The organism is Pseudomonas sp. BTN1 (assembly GCF_001907715.1).
Lineage (GTDB): Bacteria > Pseudomonadota > Gammaproteobacteria > Pseudomonadales > Pseudomonadaceae > Aquipseudomonas > Aquipseudomonas paracarnis.
On sequence record NZ_MPBM01000075.1, the window covers coordinates 65,682 to 85,879 of the forward strand.

General features: G+C 62.8%; 21 protein-coding genes. 4 read left to right on the top strand and 17 right to left on the bottom strand.

The window, feature by feature from the left end:
* Window positions 1-2: 2 nt before the first annotated feature.
* The 17 genes from BMH52_RS27395 to cbiE form a co-directional block, all read right to left on the bottom strand.
* On the bottom strand, window positions 3-515 hold the full coding sequence (locus BMH52_RS27395; protein WP_073845644.1) for a GNAT family N-acetyltransferase: 513 nt from the start codon (window positions 513-515) through the stop codon (window positions 3-5).
* Window positions 516-524: 9 nt separating this feature from the next.
* A complete protein-coding gene (ureA, locus tag BMH52_RS27400; protein ID WP_003171437.1) occupies window positions 525-827 on the bottom strand; it encodes an urease subunit gamma in 303 nt (100 codons plus the stop codon).
* A 92-nt stretch (window positions 828-919) separates the two neighbouring features.
* Window positions 920-1,759, bottom strand: coding sequence for an urease accessory protein UreD (locus tag BMH52_RS27405; RefSeq protein WP_014716708.1), 840 nt, complete (start codon window positions 1,757-1,759; stop codon window positions 920-922).
* 30 nt (window positions 1,760-1,789) lie between these two features.
* Entirely contained in the window at window positions 1,790-2,488 is a 699-nt protein-coding gene (gene urtE, locus BMH52_RS27410; protein ID WP_034134779.1) for an urea ABC transporter ATP-binding subunit UrtE, read from the bottom strand.
* Between the two features lie 155 nt (window positions 2,489-2,643).
* The gene (gene urtD / locus BMH52_RS27415) at window positions 2,644-3,477 is read right to left on the bottom strand and encodes an urea ABC transporter ATP-binding protein UrtD (RefSeq protein WP_014716710.1); all 834 of its coding nucleotides are present in this window, start codon (window positions 3,475-3,477) and stop codon (window positions 2,644-2,646) included.
* A complete protein-coding gene (urtC, locus tag BMH52_RS27420) occupies window positions 3,474-4,541 on the bottom strand; it encodes an urea ABC transporter permease subunit UrtC (protein WP_072434902.1) in 1,068 nt (355 codons plus the stop codon). Before urtC ends, urtD begins: the two co-directional genes overlap by 4 nt.
* On the bottom strand, window positions 4,541-6,043 hold the full coding sequence (urtB, locus tag BMH52_RS27425; protein WP_032904025.1) for an urea ABC transporter permease subunit UrtB: 1,503 nt from the start codon (window positions 6,041-6,043) through the stop codon (window positions 4,541-4,543). Before urtB ends, urtC begins: the two co-directional genes overlap by 1 nt.
* A gap of 165 nt (window positions 6,044-6,208) precedes the next feature.
* The gene (gene urtA / locus BMH52_RS27430; RefSeq protein ID WP_003188149.1) at window positions 6,209-7,474 is read right to left on the bottom strand and encodes an urea ABC transporter substrate-binding protein; all 1,266 of its coding nucleotides are present in this window, start codon (window positions 7,472-7,474) and stop codon (window positions 6,209-6,211) included.
* A 194-nt stretch (window positions 7,475-7,668) separates the two neighbouring features.
* Window positions 7,669-9,030 (bottom strand): PepSY domain-containing protein, encoded by a 1,362-nt coding sequence (locus BMH52_RS27435; RefSeq protein ID WP_014716714.1) that lies wholly within the window; start codon window positions 9,028-9,030, stop codon window positions 7,669-7,671.
* A 118-nt stretch (window positions 9,031-9,148) separates the two neighbouring features.
* The gene (locus tag BMH52_RS27440; RefSeq protein ID WP_073845646.1) at window positions 9,149-11,209 is read right to left on the bottom strand and encodes a TonB-dependent copper receptor; all 2,061 of its coding nucleotides are present in this window, start codon (window positions 11,207-11,209) and stop codon (window positions 9,149-9,151) included.
* 93 nt (window positions 11,210-11,302) lie between these two features.
* Window positions 11,303-11,704 carry a DUF2946 domain-containing protein gene (locus BMH52_RS27445; protein ID WP_032873444.1) on the bottom strand — a complete coding sequence of 134 codons (402 nt, stop codon included), beginning with the start codon at window positions 11,702-11,704 and terminating at the stop codon, window positions 11,303-11,305.
* 10 nt (window positions 11,705-11,714) lie between these two features.
* Window positions 11,715-12,197, bottom strand: a complete 483-nt coding sequence (locus BMH52_RS27450) for a copper chaperone PCu(A)C (RefSeq protein ID WP_073845648.1) — start codon at window positions 12,195-12,197, stop codon at window positions 11,715-11,717.
* Window positions 12,198-12,244: 47 nt separating this feature from the next.
* Entirely contained in the window at window positions 12,245-12,637 is a 393-nt protein-coding gene (locus BMH52_RS27455) for a DUF2946 domain-containing protein (protein ID WP_003188156.1), read from the bottom strand.
* A 469-nt stretch (window positions 12,638-13,106) separates the two neighbouring features.
* Window positions 13,107-13,430, bottom strand: a complete 324-nt coding sequence (locus tag BMH52_RS27460; protein WP_014716718.1) for a DNA-binding protein — start codon at window positions 13,428-13,430, stop codon at window positions 13,107-13,109.
* A gap of 5 nt (window positions 13,431-13,435) precedes the next feature.
* Complete coding sequence (locus BMH52_RS27465; RefSeq protein ID WP_019818285.1) at window positions 13,436-13,768, bottom strand: type II toxin-antitoxin system RelE/ParE family toxin; 333 nt, start codon at window positions 13,766-13,768, stop codon at window positions 13,436-13,438.
* A 56-nt stretch (window positions 13,769-13,824) separates the two neighbouring features.
* Window positions 13,825-14,550 carry a cobalt-precorrin-6A reductase gene (locus BMH52_RS27470; RefSeq protein ID WP_072434910.1) on the bottom strand — a complete coding sequence of 242 codons (726 nt, stop codon included), beginning with the start codon at window positions 14,548-14,550 and terminating at the stop codon, window positions 13,825-13,827.
* Window positions 14,547-15,752 carry a precorrin-6y C5,15-methyltransferase (decarboxylating) subunit CbiE gene (gene cbiE, locus BMH52_RS27475; RefSeq protein ID WP_072434912.1) on the bottom strand — a complete coding sequence of 402 codons (1,206 nt, stop codon included), beginning with the start codon at window positions 15,750-15,752 and terminating at the stop codon, window positions 14,547-14,549. Before cbiE ends, BMH52_RS27470 begins: the two co-directional genes overlap by 4 nt.
* Before the next feature lie 38 nt (window positions 15,753-15,790).
* Between cbiE and cobG the strand changes: the two genes are divergently transcribed.
* Genes cobG through cobJ form a run of 4 tightly spaced genes read left to right on the top strand, consistent with a single transcriptional unit; the run spans window position 15,791 to window position 20,124 of the window.
* Window positions 15,791-17,137, top strand: coding sequence for a precorrin-3B synthase (gene cobG / locus BMH52_RS27480; RefSeq protein WP_032904724.1), 1,347 nt, complete (start codon window positions 15,791-15,793; stop codon window positions 17,135-17,137).
* The gene (locus BMH52_RS27485; RefSeq protein ID WP_014716722.1) at window positions 17,130-17,756 is read left to right on the top strand and encodes a precorrin-8X methylmutase; all 627 of its coding nucleotides are present in this window, start codon (window positions 17,130-17,132) and stop codon (window positions 17,754-17,756) included. Before cobG ends, BMH52_RS27485 begins: the two co-directional genes overlap by 8 nt.
* The gene (locus tag BMH52_RS27490; RefSeq protein WP_019818281.1) at window positions 17,756-18,487 is read left to right on the top strand and encodes a precorrin-2 C(20)-methyltransferase; all 732 of its coding nucleotides are present in this window, start codon (window positions 17,756-17,758) and stop codon (window positions 18,485-18,487) included. The genes BMH52_RS27485 and BMH52_RS27490 overlap by 1 nt, the downstream gene beginning before the upstream one ends.
* Window positions 18,487-20,124: a precorrin-3B C(17)-methyltransferase gene (gene cobJ / locus BMH52_RS27495; RefSeq protein ID WP_073845650.1), complete on the top strand. Its 1,638-nt coding sequence runs from the start codon at window positions 18,487-18,489 to the stop codon at window positions 20,122-20,124. The genes BMH52_RS27490 and cobJ overlap by 1 nt, the downstream gene beginning before the upstream one ends.
* Window positions 20,125-20,198 lie beyond the last annotated feature (74 nt).

The following is a 20,198-nucleotide window of genomic DNA, read 5'->3' on the forward strand; positions in this document are numbered from 1 at the left end:
TGTCACTCCTTGGGCGGTTGTGCGCCCGGGTTCAAGGTCAGTTGCATAAAGGTCAGGTCCAGCCAGCGGCCGAACTTGATGCCCACTTGCGGCATTTGCCCGGTAGTCACGAAGCCCAGGCGCTCATGCAGGCGGATCGAGGCCAGGTTGCCGCTTTCGATGGCGCCGACCATGACGTGCTTGCCGCAGCTGCGGGCGCGCTCGATCAGGGCCTGCATCAGGTGTGGGCCGAGGCCTTTGCCACGCTGGTCATTGCGCACGTATACCGAGTGTTCGACGCTGTAGCGGAAGCCTTCGAAAGGGCGCCAGTCGCCGAATGAGGCGTAGCCGGTGACTTCGTCGTTGTCCACCGCCACCAGGATCGGGTATTGCTGCGCCTGGCGCGCACTGAACCAGGCCTGGCGGTTGGCCAGGTCCACCGGTTGCTCGTTCCAGATCGCCGTGGTGTTCAACACCGCGTCGTTGTAAATGGCGCGGATTGCCGGCAGGTCGTGTTCGGTTGCATCACGAATCATGGCTGCGCCTCAGGCAATGGGCTGGTGGACGGTGACCAGCTTGGTGCCGTCGGGGAACGTGGCTTCCACCTGGATATCCGGGATCATTTCCGGGATGCCTTCCATAACCTGTTCGCGGCTGAGCAGGGTGGTGCCGTAGTGCATCAGGTCGGCCACCGTGCGGCCATCGCGGGCGCCCTCCATCAGGGCGGCGGAGATATAGGCGATGGTCTCCGGGTAGTTGAGCTTCACTCCGCGTGCCAGGCGCCGTTCGGCGACCAGGCCTGCGGTGAAGATCAGCAGTTTGTCTTTTTCCCGTGGGGTCAGGTCCATGGTTCAGGGTCCTTCATAAAATTCATTCTTAAATACATAGAAGATCCCATGTGAAGCTGATTTATGTGGGAGCTGGCTCCACAGTTTGATCTTCATGTGCTCCAGATTCTTGGTGATATCGCTTCCCTGCCGAGTACGGCCGGTCGCAAAAGCCGCCATAAATCAATCAACCACCCCCGCGCCAGCAGCGCTTCACTGGCCAGGCACCGCGCCACCAGCAAACCGGGCAGTTGGGTCAGGTCACCGCGCACCGCGTGGGGCAGTGAGCGGCATTGTTCCAATAATTCAGGTTCGATCTCACCGGTCACCAACAATGTGGCAAACACCGGCTGCCCATCCAGCCCGATAGGCGAATCCAGCAACCCATCGGCGCCCACAATGCGCTGGCGCTCATGCCAGAGCAACTGGCCGTCGCGGCGAATGTCCAGGTGCGATTGAAAATGGCCCAGGTCGAACCGTTCGCCACTGGCCGGGCGCCCCAGGGCGACCACATCCCAATAGAACAACCGTGCATCGCCCAACAGCTCGATTCGCGTGGTGAGTTCGGCCTGGGCCGCGCTGAACACGATGGTTTCCTGAGGCAGCCATTCCAGGGTCGCGCCGGCTTCCACAGTCAGTTCAAGTTGCTGATACGCCGGGCCGCTGGCGCGGTACCACTTGGCGGCGCCGGGGCTGGTCAGTTGTGCCCAGGCACCCGTGCCCACATGGGCGCTGATGTCCAGGCGATCGCCACCGGCAATCCCGCCGGGAGGGTGCACGATGATGTGCTGGCACACCTCAGGGCCTTCGGCGTACAAGTGTTTTTGCACGCGCAGCGGGCCAAGGTGGCGGCGCAATACCGGGCGTGTGGTGTCTTTGACACGCGCGTAGCCGAGTTCCAGCTCGGCGTGCCAGCTGGGCGTGAACAGGGCAGGGGTAATGGGCAGGTTCATGGCGTGTGCTTATCGTTAGGAGGCTACAGATTAGATGGTTACCAGCCCACGCACACCCTCGCTTTCCATATTTTCACCACGGCCCTGCTGCACGATTTCGCCACGGGACATCACCAGGTACTGGTCAGCCAGTTCAGCGGCAAAGTCATAGAACTGCTCCACCAACAGGATCGCCATGTCGCCGCGCTCCGCGAGCTTCTTGATCACCGCGCCGATTTCCTTGATGACCGACGGCTGGATGCCTTCGGTGGGCTCATCGAGAATCAACAGGCGCGGGCGGCTTGCCAGGGCGCGGCCAATCGCCAACTGTTGTTGTTGGCCCCCGGATAAATCGCCGCCGCGGCGGTGCTTCATTTGCAGCAATACCGGGAACAGTTCGTAGATGAAGGCCGGCACCTCTTTGGCTTCGGCGCCAGGGAAGCGCGACAGCCCCATCAGCAGGTTTTCTTCCACGGTCAGCCGCGCAAAAATCTCGCGGCCCTGGGGCACGTAGGCGATGCCGGCATGTACGCGCTGGTGCGGCTTGAAGCCGGTGATGGCCTTGCCTTCCCAGTTCACCGCGCCTTCCTTGGCTGGCAGCAGACCCATCAGGCACTTGAGCAGGGTGGTCTTGCCCACGCCGTTACGCCCGAGCAGGCAGGTGACTTCGCCGACCTTCACGTCGAAGGACAGCCCGCGCAGAATGTGGCTACCGCCGTAATACTGGTGCAGCTTGTCGACTTGCAGCATGTTCGATACTCCTCAATTCCCCTGTGATCGTTCCCACGCTCTGCGTGGGAATGCATACCGTGACGCTCTGCGTCACCGTTGCTCAGCGGGACGCGGAGCGTCCAACTTGGCATTCCCACGCGGAGCGTGGGAACGATCAGCCGTTCGTGTCAGCGTTAGCGGCCGAGGTAAACCTCGATCACCCGCTCATTTTCCTGCACCTGTTCCAGCGACCCTTCGGCCAGCACGCTGCCCTGGTGCAACACAGTCACATGGTCGGCAATTGAGCCGACAAACCCCATGTCGTGTTCCACCACCATCAACGAGTGCTTGCCGGCCAGGCGCTTGAACAGTTCGGCGGTGAACTCGGTCTCGGCATCGGTCATGCCCGCCACTGGTTCATCGAGCAGCAACAGTTGCGGGTCTTGCATCAGCAACATACCGATTTCCAGGAACTGCTTCTGGCCGTGGGACAGCAAGCCGGCGGGGCGATGCACCGAGGCGGTGAGGCGGATGGTGTCGAGCACTTCCTCGATGCGGTCCTTCTGCTCACCGTTCAGGCGCGCACGCAGGCTGGCCCACACCGACTTGTCGGTCTTCTGCGCCAGCTCCAGGTTTTCGAACACGCTGAGGGCTTCGAACACCGTGGGCTTCTGGAATTTGCGCCCGATGCCGGCCTGGGCGATTTGCACTTCGCTCATGCGCGTCAGGTCCAGGGTTTCGCCAAACCAGGCCTTGCCGTGGCTGGGTCGGGTCTTGCCCGTGATCACGTCCATCAGCGTGGTCTTACCCGCGCCGTTGGGGCCGATGATGCAGCGCAATTCGCCAACGCCGATGTACAGGTTCAGGTCGTTGAGGGCCTTGAAACCGTCGAAGCTGACGCTGATATCTTCCAGGGTCAGAATGGTGCCGTGGCGGGTGTTGAGCCCTTTGCCCGCGACCTGGCCGATGCCAATCGCATCGCGGCCGCTGCCTGCGTCGAAAATAGGTTCAAGCATGACGTTCCTCATTTCTTCAGCAGGCCGATAACGCCCTTGGGCAGGTACAGGGTGACGATAATGAACAGCGCCCCCAGGAAGAACAGCCAGTACTCGGGGAAGGCCACGGTGAACCAACTCTTCATGCCATTGACCACACCGGCGCCGAGCAGCGGCCCGATCAGCGTGCCACGCCCGCCCAGCGCTACCCACACGGCGGCTTCGATGGAGTTGGTCGGTGACATTTCGCTGGGGTTGATGATGCCCACTTGCGGCACATACAGCGCACCGGCAAGGCCGCACAACACTGCGCTCAACACCCACACGAACAGCTTGAAACCGCGTGGGTCGTAACCGCAGAACATCAGGCGGTTCTCGGCATCGCGCAGGGCGGTGAGCACACGCCCGAACTTGCTCTTCGCCAGGCGCCAGCCGATGTAGAGGCTCGCCACCAGCAACAGCACCGTGGCGATAAACAACACCGCCCGCGTGCCCGGTTCAGTGATTCCAAAACCTAAGATGCTGCGGAAGTTGGTAAAGCCGTTGTTGCCGCCGAACCCGGTCTCGTTGCGAAAGAACAACAGCATCCCCGCGAACGTCAGGGCCTGGGTCATGATCGAGAAATACACGCCCTTGATTCGCGAGCGGAAGGCGAAGAAACCGAACACCAACGCCAGCACCCCGGGGGCCAGTACCACCAGGCACAACGCCCACAGGAAGTGGTCGGTGCCGGCCCAGTACCAGGGCAATTCGGTCCAGGACAAAAAGGTCATGAACGCCGGCAACTCGCTGCCTGCCGCCTGGCGCATCAAGTACATGCCCATGGCGTAGCCGCCCAGGGCGAAGAACAAACCGTGGCCCAGGGACAACATCCCGGCGTAACCCCACACCAGGTCCAGCGCCAGGGCGACGATGGCGTAACAGAGAATCTTGCCCACCAGGGTCAAGGTGTAGGCCGACACATGCAGCGGGTTGTCGGCAGACAAGAGCGAGCACAGGGGCAACGCCAGCAGCAGGAGCAGGATGACTGCACCGACTGCAATCGTGACCTTGGGGCCGGCCTTTTGCGTGGCCGTAAGCATCAATGGCTGGTTCATCAGTCGATCACCCGTCCTTTCAGTGCGAAGAGTCCTTGCGGGCGTTTCTGGATAAACAGAATGATCAGCGCGAGGATCAGGATCTTGCCGAGCACGGCGCCGATCTGGGGTTCGAGGATCTTGTTGGCGATCCCCAGGCCAAAGGCGGCCATGACACTGCCGGCCAACTGGCCGACGCCGCCGAGCACCACCACCAGGAACGAGTCGATGATGTAGCTCTGGCCCAGGTCCGGGCCGACGTTGCCGATCTGGCTCAGCGCCACGCCGCCCAAACCTGCGATACCGGAGCCGAGGCCAAAGGCGAGCATGTCCACGCGCCCGGTGGGCACGCCGCAGCAGGCGGCCATGTTGCGGTTCTGGGTGACGGCGCGCACGTTCAGACCCAGGCGCGTCTTGTTCAGCAGCAGCCAGGTGAGCACCACCACGAACAGCGCAAAGGCGATGATCACGATGCGGTTGTACGGCAGCACCAGGTTGGGCAGTACCTGGATGCCGCCAGACAGCCAGGCCGGGTTCGACACTTCGACGTTCTGCGCGCCGAACACCAGGCGCACCAGCTGGATCAGCATCAGGCTGATGCCCCAGGTGGCGAGCAGGGTTTCCAGTGGGCGGCCATACAAGTGACGGATGACTGTGCGTTCCAGCGCCATGCCGATGGCCGCGGTGACAAAAAACGCCACCGGCAACGCGATCAACGGGTAGAACTCGATGGCCTGGGGCACATAGCGCTGCATCATCAACTGCACCACATAGGTGGAGTAGGCGCCGAGCATCAGCATCTCGCCGTGAGCCATGTTGATCACGCCGAGCAGGCCGAAGGTGATCGCCAGGCCCAGGGCCGCCAACAGCAGGATCGAGCCCAGGGACATGCCGCTGAACGCCTGGCCGAGGATTTCACCCATCATCAGTTTGCGTTTGACCTGGGCCAGGCTGGTTTCAGCGGCGGTGTGCACGGCGGCGTCGGCTTCCACGCCTGGCGCCAGCAGCGCTTCAAGGCGCGTGCGGGCCAGCGGGTCGCCGGTGCTGCCGAGCAAGCGCACGGCTGCCAGGCGCACCACCGGGTCGGGGTCGACCAATTGCAGGTTGGCCAGGGCCAGGCTCAGGGCGCTGTGCACCTGCTCATCCGTTTCGGCGGCGACCTGCTGGTCGAGGAATTTAAGTTGTGCAGGCACCGCGCTTTTTTGCAGGGTGCGCGCTGCGTCCAGGCGCACCTTGGGGTCGGCGGCGAGCAGTTGCTGGCTGGCTTGCACGTTATTGATCAAGCCGCGCAGGCGGTTGTTCAGGCGCACGGTCTTGGTTTCGCCGTTGAGCATGAGTTGACCTTGCTCAAGGGCGTCCACCAACTCGATACGCGTTGGGTCGGGGTGGGCGGCCCAGTCCTGCAGGAGTTTGGCTTGCTGCACCGGGTTGGCGGCAAGGAAGTCTTCGGCGTCGCTGGCGTGTGCGCCAAAGGGCAGCACCAGCAGCACGGCGAGGATGAGGCGGTGGAGGGCAGTGGGCATAGCAAAATGTCCTGATCATGCGGGGACAGTGTGGGAGCAGGCTGTGTGGGGGCTGGCTTGCCTGCGATGGCATCGCTGCGGTGTGTCAGGCACACCGAGTTGTTTGCATCGCAGGCAAGCCAGCGCCCACAGTGACCATGTCCTACATTCGAGCTGTGGGGGGCGTTAGTTGCTCTTCACGGCATAGTCCGGCTTTTTGTCATTGCCCGGGATGTAGGGGCTCCACGGCTGTGCACGAATCGGCGCTTCGGTCTGCCACACCACCGAGAACTGCCCGTCGGCCTGGATCTCACCGATCATCACCGGCTTGTGCAGGTGGTGGTTGGTCTTGTCCATGGTCAGGGTGAAGCCCGACGGCGCGGCGAAGGTCTGGCCGCCCAGGGCTTCACGCACTTTGTCGACGTCGGTGGACTTGGCTTTTTCCGCCGCCTGCGCCCACATATGGATGCCCACATAGGTGGCTTCCATCGGGTCGTTGGTCACGGCTTTGTCGGCGCCCGGCAGGTTGTGTTTCTTGGCGTAGGCTTTCCAGTCGGCCACGAACTTCTGGTTCACCGGGTTTTCCACCGACTGGAAGTAGTTCCAGGCCGCGAGGTTGCCCACCAACGGCTTGGTGTCGATGCCACGCAGTTCTTCTTCACCCACCGAGAACGCCACCACCGGTACCTCGGTGGCTTTCAAGCCTTGGTTGGCCAGTTCTTTGTAGAACGGCACGTTGGAGTCGCCATTGACGGTGGAGACCACAGCCGTCTTGCCACCGGCGGAGAACTTCTTGATGTTGGCGACGATGGTCTGGTAATCGGCGTGGCCGAACGGGGTGTAGACCTCTTCGATGTCTTTATCCGCCACGCCTTTGGAATGCAGGAACGAGCGCAGGATCTTGTTGGTGGTGCGCGGGTACACGTAGTCGGTGCCGAGCAGGAAGAAACGCTTGGCGCTGCCGCCTTCTTCGCTCATCAGGTATTCCACCGCCGGGATCGCCTGCTGGTTCGGCGCCGCACCGGTATAGAACACGTTGGGCGACATCTCTTCACCTTCGTACTGCACCGGGTAGAACAGCAAACCGTTGAGTTCTTCAAACACCGGCAACACCGATTTACGCGACACTGAGGTCCAGCAGCCGAACACCACGGCGACCTTGTCCTGGGTCAGCAGTTGGCGGCCTTTCTCGGCGAACAGCGGCCAGTTGGACGCTGGGTCTACCACCACCGGTTCGAGCATCTTGCCGTTCACCCCGCCTTTGGCGTTGATCTCGTCGATGGTCATCAGCGCCATGTCTTTGAGCGAGGTTTCGGAGATCGCCATGGTCCCGGACAACGAGTGCAGGATGCCGACCTTGATGGTCTCGGCGGCCTGGACGGTCCAGGTCAAACCCATGGCGGCAATGGATGCCGACAAAGTGAAAGCCTTGATCAAGCTGCGACGCTTCATGGTGCGATCTCCGTGTACCGATAATTGTTGTGGGGCAGATACACAGGGCTTTGCAAGGGCTGTGCCTGCTACGCCAGACACGGGTTTACCGGCGGGTTCGGGAGGTAAAGCCGCTCCGTGGCGCACCAGGTTGGCGCCACGGAGGCCGTTGGGTGCACGGCAGGCTTCAAAAGAGGGCGTTGGGCGACAATGCTTCAGGCGTTTGCGCTAATGCGTGACAGCAGCAAGCGATCCAGCGCCCACACCAGGACCAACGAAGCCCCTACCAACGGGAAAATGATCGCCAGCCCGAGCATGATCGCCATCGCGGTTTTCCACTTGGGCAGGTCGTGGCGCAGCGGCGGTACACCCAGTCCACCCTGGGGCCGGCGCTTCCACCAGATCACCACGCCGCTGACCGCACTGAGCAGAATCATCAGGCAGATCACCAGCACGATCAGTTGGTTGACCCAGCCGAACATCTTGCCTTCGTGCAGCATCACGCCGGTCTCGGTGGCGCGTGCGACCAGGTTGTAATGATCCCAGCGTACATCGGCCAGGACCTTGCCGGTGTACTGGTCCACGTGCAGGGTGGCGTCGTTGCGCGGGTCGTCGGCGAACACCGCGACGGTGAATACACCGGAGGCGGTGGTGGGGAAGGTAATGCTGTAGCCGGGCTCGACCTTGCGTGTGTTGGCCAGGTCGACCACCTGTTGCAGGCGCACCGTGGGTGCGGCCGGGCCTGCGTGCATTGCGCCGTGATTCATATGCTCGGCGTGGTCGCCGGACATTGGCATCGGCGTGTTTTCCAGGGCCCAGGGCACGGTTTGCTGGGTGGCCGTGTTGAGCACACGGGCCTGCTGGTCGGACTGCGGCACGCTGTTCCACATCGCGGCTGGGAAGGTGTTCCACAGGTCGGCGTATTGCTTGCCCCAGAAGCCGGTCCAGGTCATGCCGCTGAGCAACATCACCAGCAGGAACGCTGCGCCCCAGAAGCCGGCGACAGCGTGCAGGTCACGCCAGAACAAGCGGCCACGGCTGCCGATGCGCGGCCATAACACGCCGGCCGAGGACTTGCCCCGCGGCCACCACAGGTACAGGCCGGACACCACCAGCATCACGCCCCAGCCAGCGGCCAATTCGATCAGGCGATCGCCCACGGTGCCGATCATCAGTTCGCCGTGCAGGGCGCGGACGATGGCTTGCAGGTTGTTGTTTGCGTCTTGCTCACCGAGGACGGTGCCGCGATAGGGGTCGATGAACACCGTCACCTCGTGGGCATCGTTGCGCATCACGAACTGCGCGCTGCGAGTGGCGCCGGCAGGGGGCAGGTATTTGCTGATCGCGGCGTGGGGGTAGGCGGCCTGGGCGCGCTGCAGTTGCTCGTCGGCGCTCAGCGCATGTTCGGCGGCGGGCACGGTGAGCAGGTGGCCGTACATCAGCGGGTCGAGCTGGGGTTTGAACAGGTAGATGATGCCGGTGAGGGCCAGCAGCACCATGAAGGGGGCGACGAAGAGGCCGGCGTAGAAGTGCCAGCGCCAGGCCAGGTTGTAGAAGGAAATTTTTTGTGTGGTCATCGGCTGCTCCGCATAAGGCTTTTGATTTTTCTTGGTCTGTTACACCGTCATCGCAGGCAAGCCAGCTCCCACAGGGGACTGTAATCCACCTGTGGAAGCTGGCTTGCCTGCGATGCTTTTAGAAGCTCATGTCCACCTTGGTCCAGAGCGTACGCCCCGGCTCCTTGATGGCCTGCGGGTCGTTGGCTGGGTAACCGAAGCCTGCGTTACCGGCCAGGTTCAGATGCTCGGCGTAGGCCTTGCCAAACAAGTTGTCGACGCCGGTGCTGACCTTGAAGTGCTTGTTGATGCGGTAGGCCGCGTTCAGCGAGAACACGCCGAAGCCGCCACTCTTGTCGTAGTCCTTGCCGACCACGTTGCCTTTGTTCGGGTCGATACGGTGTTGCGCCGCAACCACCCTCCACAACGCACCAGCGCTCCAATCGTCTTCGCTGTAGGTCAGGCCCAGGCGCGTGTCCAGCGGTGGCATTTGTGGCAGGGCCTTGCCGTCGCTGCTGTTCTTGCCCCAGGCATAGGCGAGGCTGGCGTCGGCTTTCCAGTGCTGGCTCAGCTTGTACGCCGCGCCCACTTCGCCGCCCATGATGCGTGCGTCCACATTGCGCGCCTGGGAGGTGGTACCCATCATGCCGGGCCTGTAGTCGAACAGGATGAAGTCGCGCACCTGGCCGACATAGCCCGACACCCAGGCTTCCAGGTCGGCGCTCTTGTACTGGGCACCGAAGTCGAGCTGGGTGGTTTTCTCGGGCTTCACGCCGTCGAAGGCATTCACCGAGCCGGCCGCGCCGGTGTTGGGGGAGAACAGTTCCCAGTAATCCGGGAAACGTTCCGCGTGGCCCAGGCCGGCATACAGCGTGGTGGGGCTGTCCGCCAGGTCGTGCTCATAACGCACAAAGCCCGAGGGCAATGTATCGGCGCGGGTGTCGCCGGCGCTCGGGTTCGGGCGCGACATCATTCCCGAGCCGGTGCGTTGACGGAAGTCTTTGGCCGAGGCGCGGTCCAGGCGTGCGCCGGTGATCAGGCGATCGTTGTCGGCGGCGTACCAGGTCAGTTCGCCGAACACACCGTAGTTGTGGAAATTGGCGTCCTTGTTGCGCGGCAAATCCTTATACGTGTCGATGCCCATGCTGCTGCGCGCACGGTGTTCATTGGTCTGCGCATCCAGGCCGCTGATCAATTGCACATCCGCCCAGCGCCAGGTGGCCTTGATGCGTGCGCCAAGGGTGCGGCGGTCGACGTTGGACGCCATGGGGCCCGCCATCATGCCGGTGCTCGAAGGGACACGCAGGCTGTAGTTGTCCATCACATGGTCGGCGTAGTTGTAGTAGACCTGGGCCTCGACCTTATCCAGCACCTCGCCGATATTGGATTTCTCGAAACGCAGCCCCAGGCTTTCGCGCAGGAACTGCGAGCCGTCCATGCCGCGACCGGCGTAGCGCGCTTCACCATCGCCACGCCCGGCGGTGAGTTCCAGCAGGGTGTCGGCGTCGGGCGTGAAGCCCACAGCCACGTCACCGTTCCACTTGTCATAACGCGAGGCGACGGTGTCGTTGTTGCCGTCCTTGTAGTCGTCGGCATGGGCCTGGTTGCCGATCACGCGCACATAGCCCAATGGGCCGCCGGCAGCGGCATCGATGACCTTGTCGAAACGCCCGTTGGAGCCGGCCAATACGCTGGCGTTGACCCGTGTGCCCAGCTCGCCGAACTGCTCCGGCTCACGCTCGAACAGGATGGTGCCGGCAGACGCGCCCGGGCCCCAGAGCACGGTTTGCGGGCCTTTGATCACGGTGAGCTTGTCGTAGGTTTCCGGCGAAATGTACGAAGTTGGCGCATCCATGCGGCCCGGGCAGGCGCCGAGCATCATGCCGCCGTTGGTGAGGATATTCAGGCGCGAGCCGAACATGCCGCGCAGCACCGGATCGCCATTGGTGCCGCCGTTACGCACCAGGGCGAAGCCGGGGATGGTCTTGAGGTAGTCGCCGCCATCGCTGGCGGGCACCGGTTGGCGAGGGTCTTTGGGGTTGGTGACCACGGTCAGCGGTGAGCTAGGGGCGATCGCGGTGATGACGGTGGGGCTCAGCTCATGCTCGTCGGCGTGAGCGTGGGCAGCCAATAGTGCGCCGCATAAGGCGGTGAGCAGGGCAGTACTTCCCAAACGGGTGTCAGCAGAAAACCTGGACATGACAAATTCCATCAATCAATCGTAAACAACACGGCCAGCAGCCTGCGGCTGTCTGTCTAAAGTCGGCCGGGGTGAAGTAACGCTGTGAAGGGCTTACGAAACGATGGGCGGCGCACGGCTACGGGCGCCGGGGAAGATGCTCTGCCGGGCATGGCCCAGGCGCGTGGCGGGTGTGAGGGCGTTGGCGGGCGGCGGGGTGCCGAGGGCCACGAACGACACACTGCCGGGCAGGGCCGGGCAGCTGAATAGCAGGTCGCAATAGCCGCACTTGGCCCAGAGTGCGTGGTGTTCGGCTGGAGCTTGGGTGTGATGGGATTCACCGTGGTCGCTCGGCATATCCATGGGCATTTCCATGGACATACCGGCGTGATGATCCATCGGCATCGCCTGGGAAATCAGCGGACCGATAAAGATCATCAGCATGGCGAACAGGCTGATCCAACTGCCGCGCTTCACGCGGTAGTGGGGAGACAACCTGGCGCGAGGAGCGCCCATCGAGGTTGGCTTACTGAGCGTGCATATGCTCGTGGCCAGCCATCGGTGGCGCTTTTTGCACCGACACTTGCACCTCGACCTTGCCGGCTTTCTCGAAGGTGAGGGTCAGCGGGAATTGCTTGCCATCGGCCAGCAGGCTGCGGTCCTTGAGGCCCAGCAGCATGACGTGATAGGCCATTGGCGCGAAGGTCAGCTCACCCTTGGCCGGTACGGCGACGCTGGGCACTTGTTGCATCTTCATCAAATCGCCTTGCATTACGTGCTCATGCAATTCGGCTTTCTCCGCCAAGGGCGTCTCGGCACTGAGCAGGCGATCCGGCGTCTCGCCAGTGTTATGAATCACAAAGTACGCCGCGACGGTTGGCGCATTCGGCGGCAATTCCTGGGACCAGGGATTGCTGACCTCCAAGTCTCCGGCCTTGTAGTCATCGGCATTGGCAGCACTGAACACCGGCAGCAGCAACGCAGCCAGAAGCAGGGAAGATTTAAGCATGGCAGTTCTCCAGAACGGTTCTAAACGCAGTTCACTTGCGAAGAAGTTCAGACCGTTGGAGAGGCGCGGGGGTTAAGGCTTGGCCATTGCTGGCGCGGGGTGGGATTGCGCAATAAGCGCGGCGGCAGGCTCTGCACCGCCTCGAAGCGCGTCACATACAACTGCGGCACATGCCCTGGCAACGCCACCAACGGCGCCGAACCCGAGCAACACCAGCAATGCTGCATAGCCGAGTGATCATCCGGCGGCGCCGGGATTTCCAGCTTGCCCAGGGCAATCGCCTTGAGGCTCGCGCCATTGGACGAACAGAACCCGCCCCACATCAGACGCTTGATCGGGTCATCCGTCTGCTGCATCGCACTGGCCAACGGCATGGCAAACGCATTGAACAGCACTGCAAGGCAGGCGATCCAGGCAATTGCAAAGCGTTGACGGGCCATGGCGGATAATCCGTAGGGTTAAACGATCAGGCGGGTATTTAGCCTGATCGGGGGGGATAAGTAAAAAGGGCGGGTGTGGTTTGGTGTCGCAGTGGTGGGTTTGAGGATAGACGAGAACGGCCGCTTGCCAATTTTGCAGAAGGGACGCAGCGTACCAGGCGGGCTGATCGTTCCCACGCTCTGCGTGGGAATGCCGCGTTGGACGCTCTGCGTCCGCTTTTAAAGCCGTGACGCGGAGCGTCACAGGATGCATTCCCACGCGGAGCGTGGGAACGATCAAGTCAGGTATAGGGCTTTTTCCAGCCAATGGTTGCGCAGTTGATTGAGCTAGCGCCTTGGCTGGCTGATCTACTACCGTCATTTGATAACGCAATTCCAAAGTGTGTGCGGGCTTGCTCGCGAAAGCGGTGTGTCAGTCGCTGGATGTTTCGGCCGACACACTGCCTTCGCGAGCGAGCCCGCTCCCAAATTATGCAGCGGGTACGCCGTGGACCTGCATATCGACCCCCAGGGCTTTTCTAATCACGGCAAAAATCGCCGCAAGGTTATCCATGCTGGGGTTGCCGCTGGCCGAAAGCATTCGGTGCAGGCTTTTGCTAGGTTTGGCGGTTTGTTTCGCAAGGCCTTCAAAGCCTACTGTGGCGTTGACTAAATCACGCAGGATCACGCGAGATATTTCCGGCTCGCCATTGAGAAATAGCGTAGCGGCCTCGTCGAGAAGCGCTTGGGCGAATGCAGGGTCTCGCTGGGCACGTTCAGCGATGGTGTGTTTGTAGCTACGGGTAAGCGCCATGCTGGTCACCTCTTTTGTTTCAATTTCTTGTCACGCTGATACTCGTTAATCAGCGACTTTACGACCTTGATATCGCGCTTTTGACTGGACTTATCACCACCACCGAACAGGATGATTAATCGATGTCCTTCTCGTATCAAATAGATTCGCAAGCCGGGTCCCCAGTCGATACGGTATTCGCCTAGCCCATCGAACCACTTGATGTTGCTGGTGTTGCCTGTTTCAAGCCGAACTAAAGCGGTTGAAACTCGAGTTGCCGCTGGGACACTCAAGGATGAAAACCACTCATCGAACGGACTGGAATCGTTGTCGCGTTGGTATTCTTCGATCTCAATCATTAGCCGTCCTGAAGGTAACAAATAGGTTACTAATCAAGCAAGCGAGCGATCCTGACTCATCGAGTGAAGTTTGCCAACGCGCTGAGTGTTTCTTCAGACGACAGGAATTCCCTATCTACTTGAGCCAACACCGGCCGCTTCAACACCAACACCTGCACCCCACGCTCACGCGCCACTTCCAGCTTCGGCTCGGTGGCGGTGCTGCCGCTGTTCTTGCTGATCAGCACATCAATTCGCCGTTCTTCGAATAACGCCCGCTCGTCCTCGATGAGGAACGGCCCGCGTGCGCCGATCACTTCACAGCGCTTGTTGCCCGGATACACATCCAGCGCGCGCAAGGTCCAGAACTGCTCGGCGGGGATTTCGTCGAGGTGCTGCAAGGGTTCGCGACCCAAGGTGAACAGAGGGCGCTTGAAGGGTTTGAGCGCTTCGACCAATTCGGCCCAGTCGGCGACCTCTCGCCAGTCATCCCCCGGCTGCGGCTGCCAGGCCGGGCGTCGCAATGCCCAGCAAGGTACGCCGCATGCCCTTGCAGCCTCGGCCGCGTTGCGGCTGATCTGCGCCGCATACGGGTGCGTAGCATCAAGGATCAGGCTGATGCGTTCGGCACGTACAAACTGCGCCAGGCCTTCACTACCGCCGTAGCCGCCGACCCGCACCTGGCAGGTGAGGTCGGTGGGTACGCGGCCCACGCCGGCCAGGCTGTAGACGTGTTCAGGCCCCAAGGTGCGGGCGATGGCCAGCGCTTCCGTGACGCCGCCCAGCAGCAGAATTCTTTTCATAGCGGCTTGATCACTTCCAGCAACGTGATCGGCAGTGCCTGGCGCCAGGTATCGAACTCGCCCAAGGGCTGCGCCTGGGCCACATGGATGCGGGTCAGTTCGCCGCCATGCTCGGCACGCCAGTTCATCAAGGTCATTTCGCTTTGCAGGGTCACGGCATTGGCAACCAGGCGGCCACCGGGGCGCAGGTGTTGCCAGCAGGTATCGAGCACGCCGTCGCGGGTGACGCCGCCGCCGATGAAGATGGCGTCTGGTGTTTCCAGGCCGCTTAACGCCTCCGGCGCCTTGCCGCGAATCAGTTGCAGACCGGGCACCCCGAGGGCGTCGCGGTTGTGTTCGATCAGGCTCTGGCGGCCGGTGTCGGCTTCAATCGCCAAGGCACGACAGCTGGGATGGGTGCGCATCCATTCAATACCGATGGAGCCACTGCCCGCGCCCACGTCCCATAACAGTTCGCCCGGCATGGGCGCGAGGCGGGCGAGGGTCATGGCGCGCACATCGCGCTTGGTCAGTTGGCCATCGTGTTTGAAGGCTGAGTCCGGCAAGCCGGCAAGACGCGACAGACGCGGTGCGTTCGTATCCGCCAGGCAGTCGATGGCGACCAGGTTCAAATCGGCAACCGCGGTGTGCTCCCACGCTTGCGCGTGCCCGTCGATACGCCGTTCAGCCGGGCCGCCCAAGTGTTCAAACACACTGATGCGGCTGGGACCAAAACCGCGCTCGGTTAACAACGCAGCAATCAAGGCGGGACTGCTGCCATCATTGCTCAGTACCAACAAGCGCACGCCACTGGCCAAATGCGCGTTGATTGCCGCCAATGGCCGCGCCACTACCGACAATGTCACCACCTCCTGCAACGGCCAGCCCACGCGCGCCGCCGCCAGGGATACCGACGAGGGCGCTGGCAAAATCGTCAACTCCTCAGCCGCCACTTGCCGGGCCAGGCTGGCGCCGACGCCATAGAACATCGGGTCGCCACTGGCCAATACGCACACAGGCTCTCCACGCCGCGACAACACCGGCTCCAGGGAAAACGGGCTCGGCCACAGCTGGCGCTCGCCACCAATACACTGCGGCAGCAGGTCCAACTGGCGCTGAGCACCTATAATCCGCGTGGCGCGCAGCAAGGCATGCCGGGCATTCCTGCCCAGGCCTTTGAAGCCGTCTTCACCGATGCCTACAACCGTCAGCCAGGGCGACATATCAATTCCTTGAACGACATCCGACGGGCAGGCTTTTCATGCCGCCGGACAAAGCAGGCATAATACCGCGCCTTTACCCGTCAACCGGTAGCCCCGTGAACCCAACGCCCGCTGTGAATACCTTGCGCCCCTCGGCTTGTCCGGGGTTGCTGCGTATTGTGCAGGCGTTGGACGGCGGCATTTGCCGAGTCAAATTGGCGGGCGGCGCGATCACTGCCGCCCAGGCCCACGCCGTGGCGGACGCGGCCCAGGCGTATGCGGGCGGGGTGATCGAGGCGACCAACCGCGCCAACCTGCAGATCCGCGGCATCGGCGCCGAGCAGGAGGCGTTGATCGCCCGGCTGCTGGCGGCGGGCCTGGGCCCCAGCAACGCGGGCGGTGACGACGTGCGCAACCTGATGCTCAGCCCCAGCGCCGGCATCGACCCGCAGATGCTGTTCGACACCCGCCCGCTGGCCGCACAGATCCTCGCCACTCTGGAGAACCATCCGCGTTTCCATGAATTGTCGGCCAAGTTCGCGGTGCAACTCGATGGTGGCGAGGACCTGGCGATGCTCGAACATCACCACGACCTGTGGTTATCGGCCTTCGTACGCCACGGCGAAACCCTGCTCGCGTTCGGCCTGGCCGGCTGTCCGGGCCTGGATGCGCCCCTGGCCGCCGTGCCATTGGGCCAAGGCCTTGAGTTGGTAGTGGCTGTGCTGGAAACCTTTCTGGACCTCGCCACCCCAGAGCAAACGCGTATGCGTCATTTGCCTGTGGATAACGTACTGAGCCATTTGCGCTTGCCGTTGCTGCCAATCGACGGCTTCGAGCGCCCGCCCAGCGACCCGTCGCTCCAGGTGGGCACTTATCCACAAGTGCAAAAGAATCAGTTCTACGTCGCCGCCCTCGCGCCCTTGGGCCGCCTGGACCCGACGATGCTCAAGGGCGCCGCACAACTGGCCAGCGACTATGGGGACGGCACCTTGCGCTTCACCCCCTGGCAAGGTGTGCTGGTGCCCAACGTCGAAAAGCCTCACGCCGTGACCGAGCGCCTGGCGCAACTGGGCTTTATCTGCTCGCTCGGCCACCCGCTGGCGCGCATGATTGCCTGCACCGGTTCCAGCGGCTGCGCAAAAGGCCTAGCCGACACCAAGGCCGACGCCGTGCAACTGGCCGCTCTGCAATCGGGCGTTGAGGTGCATCTGTCCGGCTGCCCGCGCTCCTGTGCTGCCGCGCACACCGCGCCAGTCACCTTGCTGGCGGTGAGCCCCGGCCACTACGACCTCTATTTTCGCGATGCAGCCCAGCCTGGTTTTGGCCGGCTGCACGCGCGCACTCTTTCCATTGAAGCGGCGGGCGCCCTGTTGCGCGCTCGTCCACGGAGCAACACCGATGATTGATTACATCCGCGACGGTCAGGAGATCTATCGCAACTCCTTCGCCATTATTCGCGCGGAAGCCAAGTTGGACCGCATCCCGGCTGATTTGGAAAAACTCGCGGTGCGGGTGATTCATGCGTGCGGCATGGTCGAAGCCATCGACGGCCTGCAATTCTCCGAAGGGGCCGGCAAGGCCGGGCGTGACGCGTTGGCCGCTGGCGCGCCGATTCTGTGCGATGCGCGGATGGTCTCCGAAGGCGTGACTCGCACACGCCTGCCGGCCAATAACCAGGTGATCTGCACCCTGCGTGACGACAGCGTGCCGGAGCTGGCGCGGGAGCTGGGCAACACCCGTTCCGCCGCCGCCCTTGAGCTGTGGCGCCCGCACCTGGAGGGCAGCGTGGTGGTGATCGGCAACGCGCCGACCGCGTTGTTCTACCTGCTGGAAATGCTCGACGCCGGCGCGCCGAAACCGGCGTTGATCCTCGGTTTCCCGGTGGGTTTTGTCGGCGCCGCCGAATCCAAGGCCATGCTCGCCGCTGACAGCCGTGGGGTGCCGTTCGTGATCATGCAAGGTCGCCTGGGCGGCAGCGCCATGGCTGCCGCCGCCGTCAATGCCCTGGCCACGGAGGTCGAATAATGCAGGTGCGCGGACGTTTGCTTGGCCTGGGCGTAGGCCCCGGCGACCCGGAACTGATCACCGTCAAGGCTCTGCGCTTGCTGCGCGAATCGCCGGTGGTGGCGTACTTCGTGGCCAAGGGCAAGAAGGGCAACGCCTTCGGCATCATCGAGGACCACCTGGTGCCGCAACAGACCCTGATGCCGCTGGTGTACCCGGTGACCACCGAAGTGCTGCCCGCGCCGCTGTCCTACGAGCAAGTGATCAGCGACTTCTACGACAACGCCAGCCTCGACGTGGCCGCGCACCTGGACGCGGGCCGCGACGTGGCGGTGATCTGCGAAGGTGACCCGTTTTTCTACGGCTCCTACATGTACCTGCATGACCGCCTGGCCGAGCGCTACGACGCCGAGGTGATTCCAGGCGTGTGCTCGATGCTCGGTGGTGCCTCGGTACTCGGCGCGCCGTTGGTGTATCGCAACCAGAGCTTGTCGGTGCTCTCGGGCGTGTTGCCCCACGAGGACCTCAAGCGCCGCTTGGCGGATGCCGATGCCGCAGTGATCATGAAGCTGGGGCGCAACTTTCCGAAAGTGCGCCAGGTGTTGGAAGAACTGGGTCTGGCCGAGCGGGCGTTGTACGTGGAACGCGCGACCATGGCCAACCAGAAGATCGTGCCGCTGGATCAGGTGGAGCCGATGTCGTCGCCGTATTTCTCACTGATCATCGTGCCCGGTGAACGGTGGCAAGGTTGATGACCCCGGCGATTGTGATTCTGGGCCAGGGCAGCCTGACGACTGCGCGCAAGCTTCAGCAGGTTTACCCCGGCGCGTTGATCCACGGTTTGGCCACACGGGTTGAAGGTGCAGACCGCACCTACAGCGAATTCGGCGCGACCTTGCGTCAGCTTTATCAGCAGGGCACGCCACTGATTGCCCTGTGCGCCGCGGGCATTGTGATCCGCACCCTGGCGCCGTTGCTGCTGGAAAAGGGCGAAGAGCCCGCCGTGCTGGCCGTGGCCGAAGACGGCAGCGCGGTGGTGCCGTTGCTCGGTGGCCTGGGTGGCGTGAACCTGATGGCGCGCGACATTGGCGCAGCACTTGGCGTGTCTGCCGCCATCACCACCAGCGGCGAGTTGCGTTTTGGCACCTGCCTGCTCAACCCGCCAGCGGGTTATCAACTGGCCGACATCGAGTTGGGCAAACGCTTTGTCTCCGACCTTCTGGCCGGCGAAAGCGTGCGCATCGAAGGCACGGCGCCATGGCTGGAGGACGCTAACCTGCCTCAGGATCAACAAGCGCGCCTGGCGATTCATGTAGGCAGTGCCGAGCGCACACCGACAGCCAACGAGTTGCTGATTTACCCGCAGAATGTCTACGTTACCTGCCGGCCGGGTGCGCAATTGGCCGAGCGTGTGCGCACGGCGTTGCAGGAGGCGGGCGTGGCCGTGCAATCCCTGGCCTGCTTGCTGGCCAGCGACCTGCAGATGGCTGACGCGTCCTTGCATGAGGCCGCGTCGGCCTTGGGTGTACCGTTGCGCTTTGCCGCGCTGACACCCGTTGCGGACATCAGTATTACCGTGGCCGAGCAGCCCTTGGACCTGTCACAGGTTGGGCGCCCGCGCGGGCGGCTGGCGGTGATTGGCCTGGGCCCCGGCGCCGCAGAACTGATGGTGCCGGCGGTGAAGGCGGAACTGGCGCGTTGCACCGATGTGCTGGGCTATGAAACCTACGTGCGCATGGCCGGGCCATTCCGTGACGATCAAGTGCAACACTGCACCGACAACCGCGAAGAAATGCAGCGCGCCCGCCACGCCTTCGAGCTAGCTGCGCAAGGCCGCTCGGTGGTGGTGGTGTCCTCTGGTGACCCGGGTGTATTCGCCATGGCCGCGGCGGTGATCGAGGCGCTGCACGAGTCCAGCGAGCCGGCCTGGCATCAGGTCGACCTGGAAATCCTGCCAGGGGTCTCCGCCTCGCTGGCCACCGCCGCCCAGGCAGGCGCGCCGCTTGGGCATGACTTCTGTGTGATGTCGCTGTCGGATAACCTCAAGCCTTGGTCTATCATCGAAAAACGCCTGGACCTGGCTTCCCAGGCCGACCTGGCCTTGGCGTTCTACAACCCGATCTCGCGGTCGCGGCCTTGGCAACTGGGGCGCGCCCTGGAAATCGTCGCGCTGCATCGCACGCCACAGACGCCAGTGGTGCTGGGCCGTGACATCGGCCGCCCAGGCCAGACACTGCGCGTCACCACCTTGGGGCAACTGACGCCCGAGCAGGTGGACATGCGCACCATGGTACTGATCGGTTCATCCACCACTTGTGTGTTCCCGCGTGCGGGTGGCGGCGAGTGGGTGTACACGCCACGTTGGTATGGCAACAAACCCAACTCCTGAAACAGCCCCGTTGGCTGCCGGAAAGCTCCGAATATCCCAGGGATTCCCCTGGCGTTGTTCGGAGCTTTTTCTTT

What these genes read in the sequence shown, in the direction of transcription:
- urtE (WP_034134779.1), bottom strand. Translation starts at nt 2,488, where the DNA reads ATGCTGCAAGTCGACAAGCTGCACCAGTATTACGGCGGTAGCCACATT.
- BMH52_RS27450 (WP_073845648.1), bottom strand. Translation starts at nt 12,197, where the DNA reads ATGCTTAAATCTTCCCTGCTTCTGGCTGCGTTGCTGCTGCCGGTGTTC.
- BMH52_RS27460 (WP_014716718.1), bottom strand. Translation starts at nt 13,430, where the DNA reads ATGGCGCTTACCCGTAGCTACAAACACACCATCGCTGAACGTGCCCAG.
- urtB (WP_032904025.1), bottom strand. Translation starts at nt 6,043, where the DNA reads ATGCCCACTGCCCTCCACCGCCTCATCCTCGCCGTGCTGCTGGTGCTG.
- BMH52_RS27455 (WP_003188156.1), bottom strand. Translation starts at nt 12,637, where the DNA reads ATGGCCCGTCAACGCTTTGCAATTGCCTGGATCGCCTGCCTTGCAGTG.
- urtC (WP_072434902.1), bottom strand. Translation starts at nt 4,541, where the DNA reads ATGAACCAGCCATTGATGCTTACGGCCACGCAAAAGGCCGGCCCCAAG.
- cbiE (WP_072434912.1), bottom strand. Translation starts at nt 15,752, where the DNA reads ATGTCGCCCTGGCTGACGGTTGTAGGCATCGGTGAAGACGGCTTCAAA.
- BMH52_RS27490 (WP_019818281.1), top strand. Translation starts at nt 17,756, where the DNA reads ATGCAGGTGCGCGGACGTTTGCTTGGCCTGGGCGTAGGCCCCGGCGAC.
- BMH52_RS27465 (WP_019818285.1), bottom strand. Translation starts at nt 13,768, where the DNA reads ATGATTGAGATCGAAGAATACCAACGCGACAACGATTCCAGTCCGTTC.
- urtD (WP_014716710.1), bottom strand. Translation starts at nt 3,477, where the DNA reads ATGAGGAACGTCATGCTTGAACCTATTTTCGACGCAGGCAGCGGCCGC.
- urtA (WP_003188149.1), bottom strand. Translation starts at nt 7,474, where the DNA reads ATGAAGCGTCGCAGCTTGATCAAGGCTTTCACTTTGTCGGCATCCATT.
- BMH52_RS27395 (WP_073845644.1), bottom strand. Translation starts at nt 515, where the DNA reads ATGATTCGTGATGCAACCGAACACGACCTGCCGGCAATCCGCGCCATT.
- cobG (WP_032904724.1), top strand. Translation starts at nt 15,791, where the DNA reads ATGCCGCCGGACAAAGCAGGCATAATACCGCGCCTTTACCCGTCAACC.
- BMH52_RS27485 (WP_014716722.1), top strand. Translation starts at nt 17,130, where the DNA reads ATGATTGATTACATCCGCGACGGTCAGGAGATCTATCGCAACTCCTTC.
- ureA (WP_003171437.1), bottom strand. Translation starts at nt 827, where the DNA reads ATGGACCTGACCCCACGGGAAAAAGACAAACTGCTGATCTTCACCGCA.
- BMH52_RS27435 (WP_014716714.1), bottom strand. Translation starts at nt 9,030, where the DNA reads ATGACCACACAAAAAATTTCCTTCTACAACCTGGCCTGGCGCTGGCAC.
- BMH52_RS27440 (WP_073845646.1), bottom strand. Translation starts at nt 11,209, where the DNA reads ATGTCCAGGTTTTCTGCTGACACCCGTTTGGGAAGTACTGCCCTGCTC.
- BMH52_RS27470 (WP_072434910.1), bottom strand. Translation starts at nt 14,550, where the DNA reads ATGAAAAGAATTCTGCTGCTGGGCGGCGTCACGGAAGCGCTGGCCATC.
- BMH52_RS27405 (WP_014716708.1), bottom strand. Translation starts at nt 1,759, where the DNA reads ATGAACCTGCCCATTACCCCTGCCCTGTTCACGCCCAGCTGGCACGCC.
- cobJ (WP_073845650.1), top strand. Translation starts at nt 18,487, where the DNA reads ATGACCCCGGCGATTGTGATTCTGGGCCAGGGCAGCCTGACGACTGCG.
- BMH52_RS27445 (WP_032873444.1), bottom strand. Translation starts at nt 11,704, where the DNA reads ATGGGCGCTCCTCGCGCCAGGTTGTCTCCCCACTACCGCGTGAAGCGC.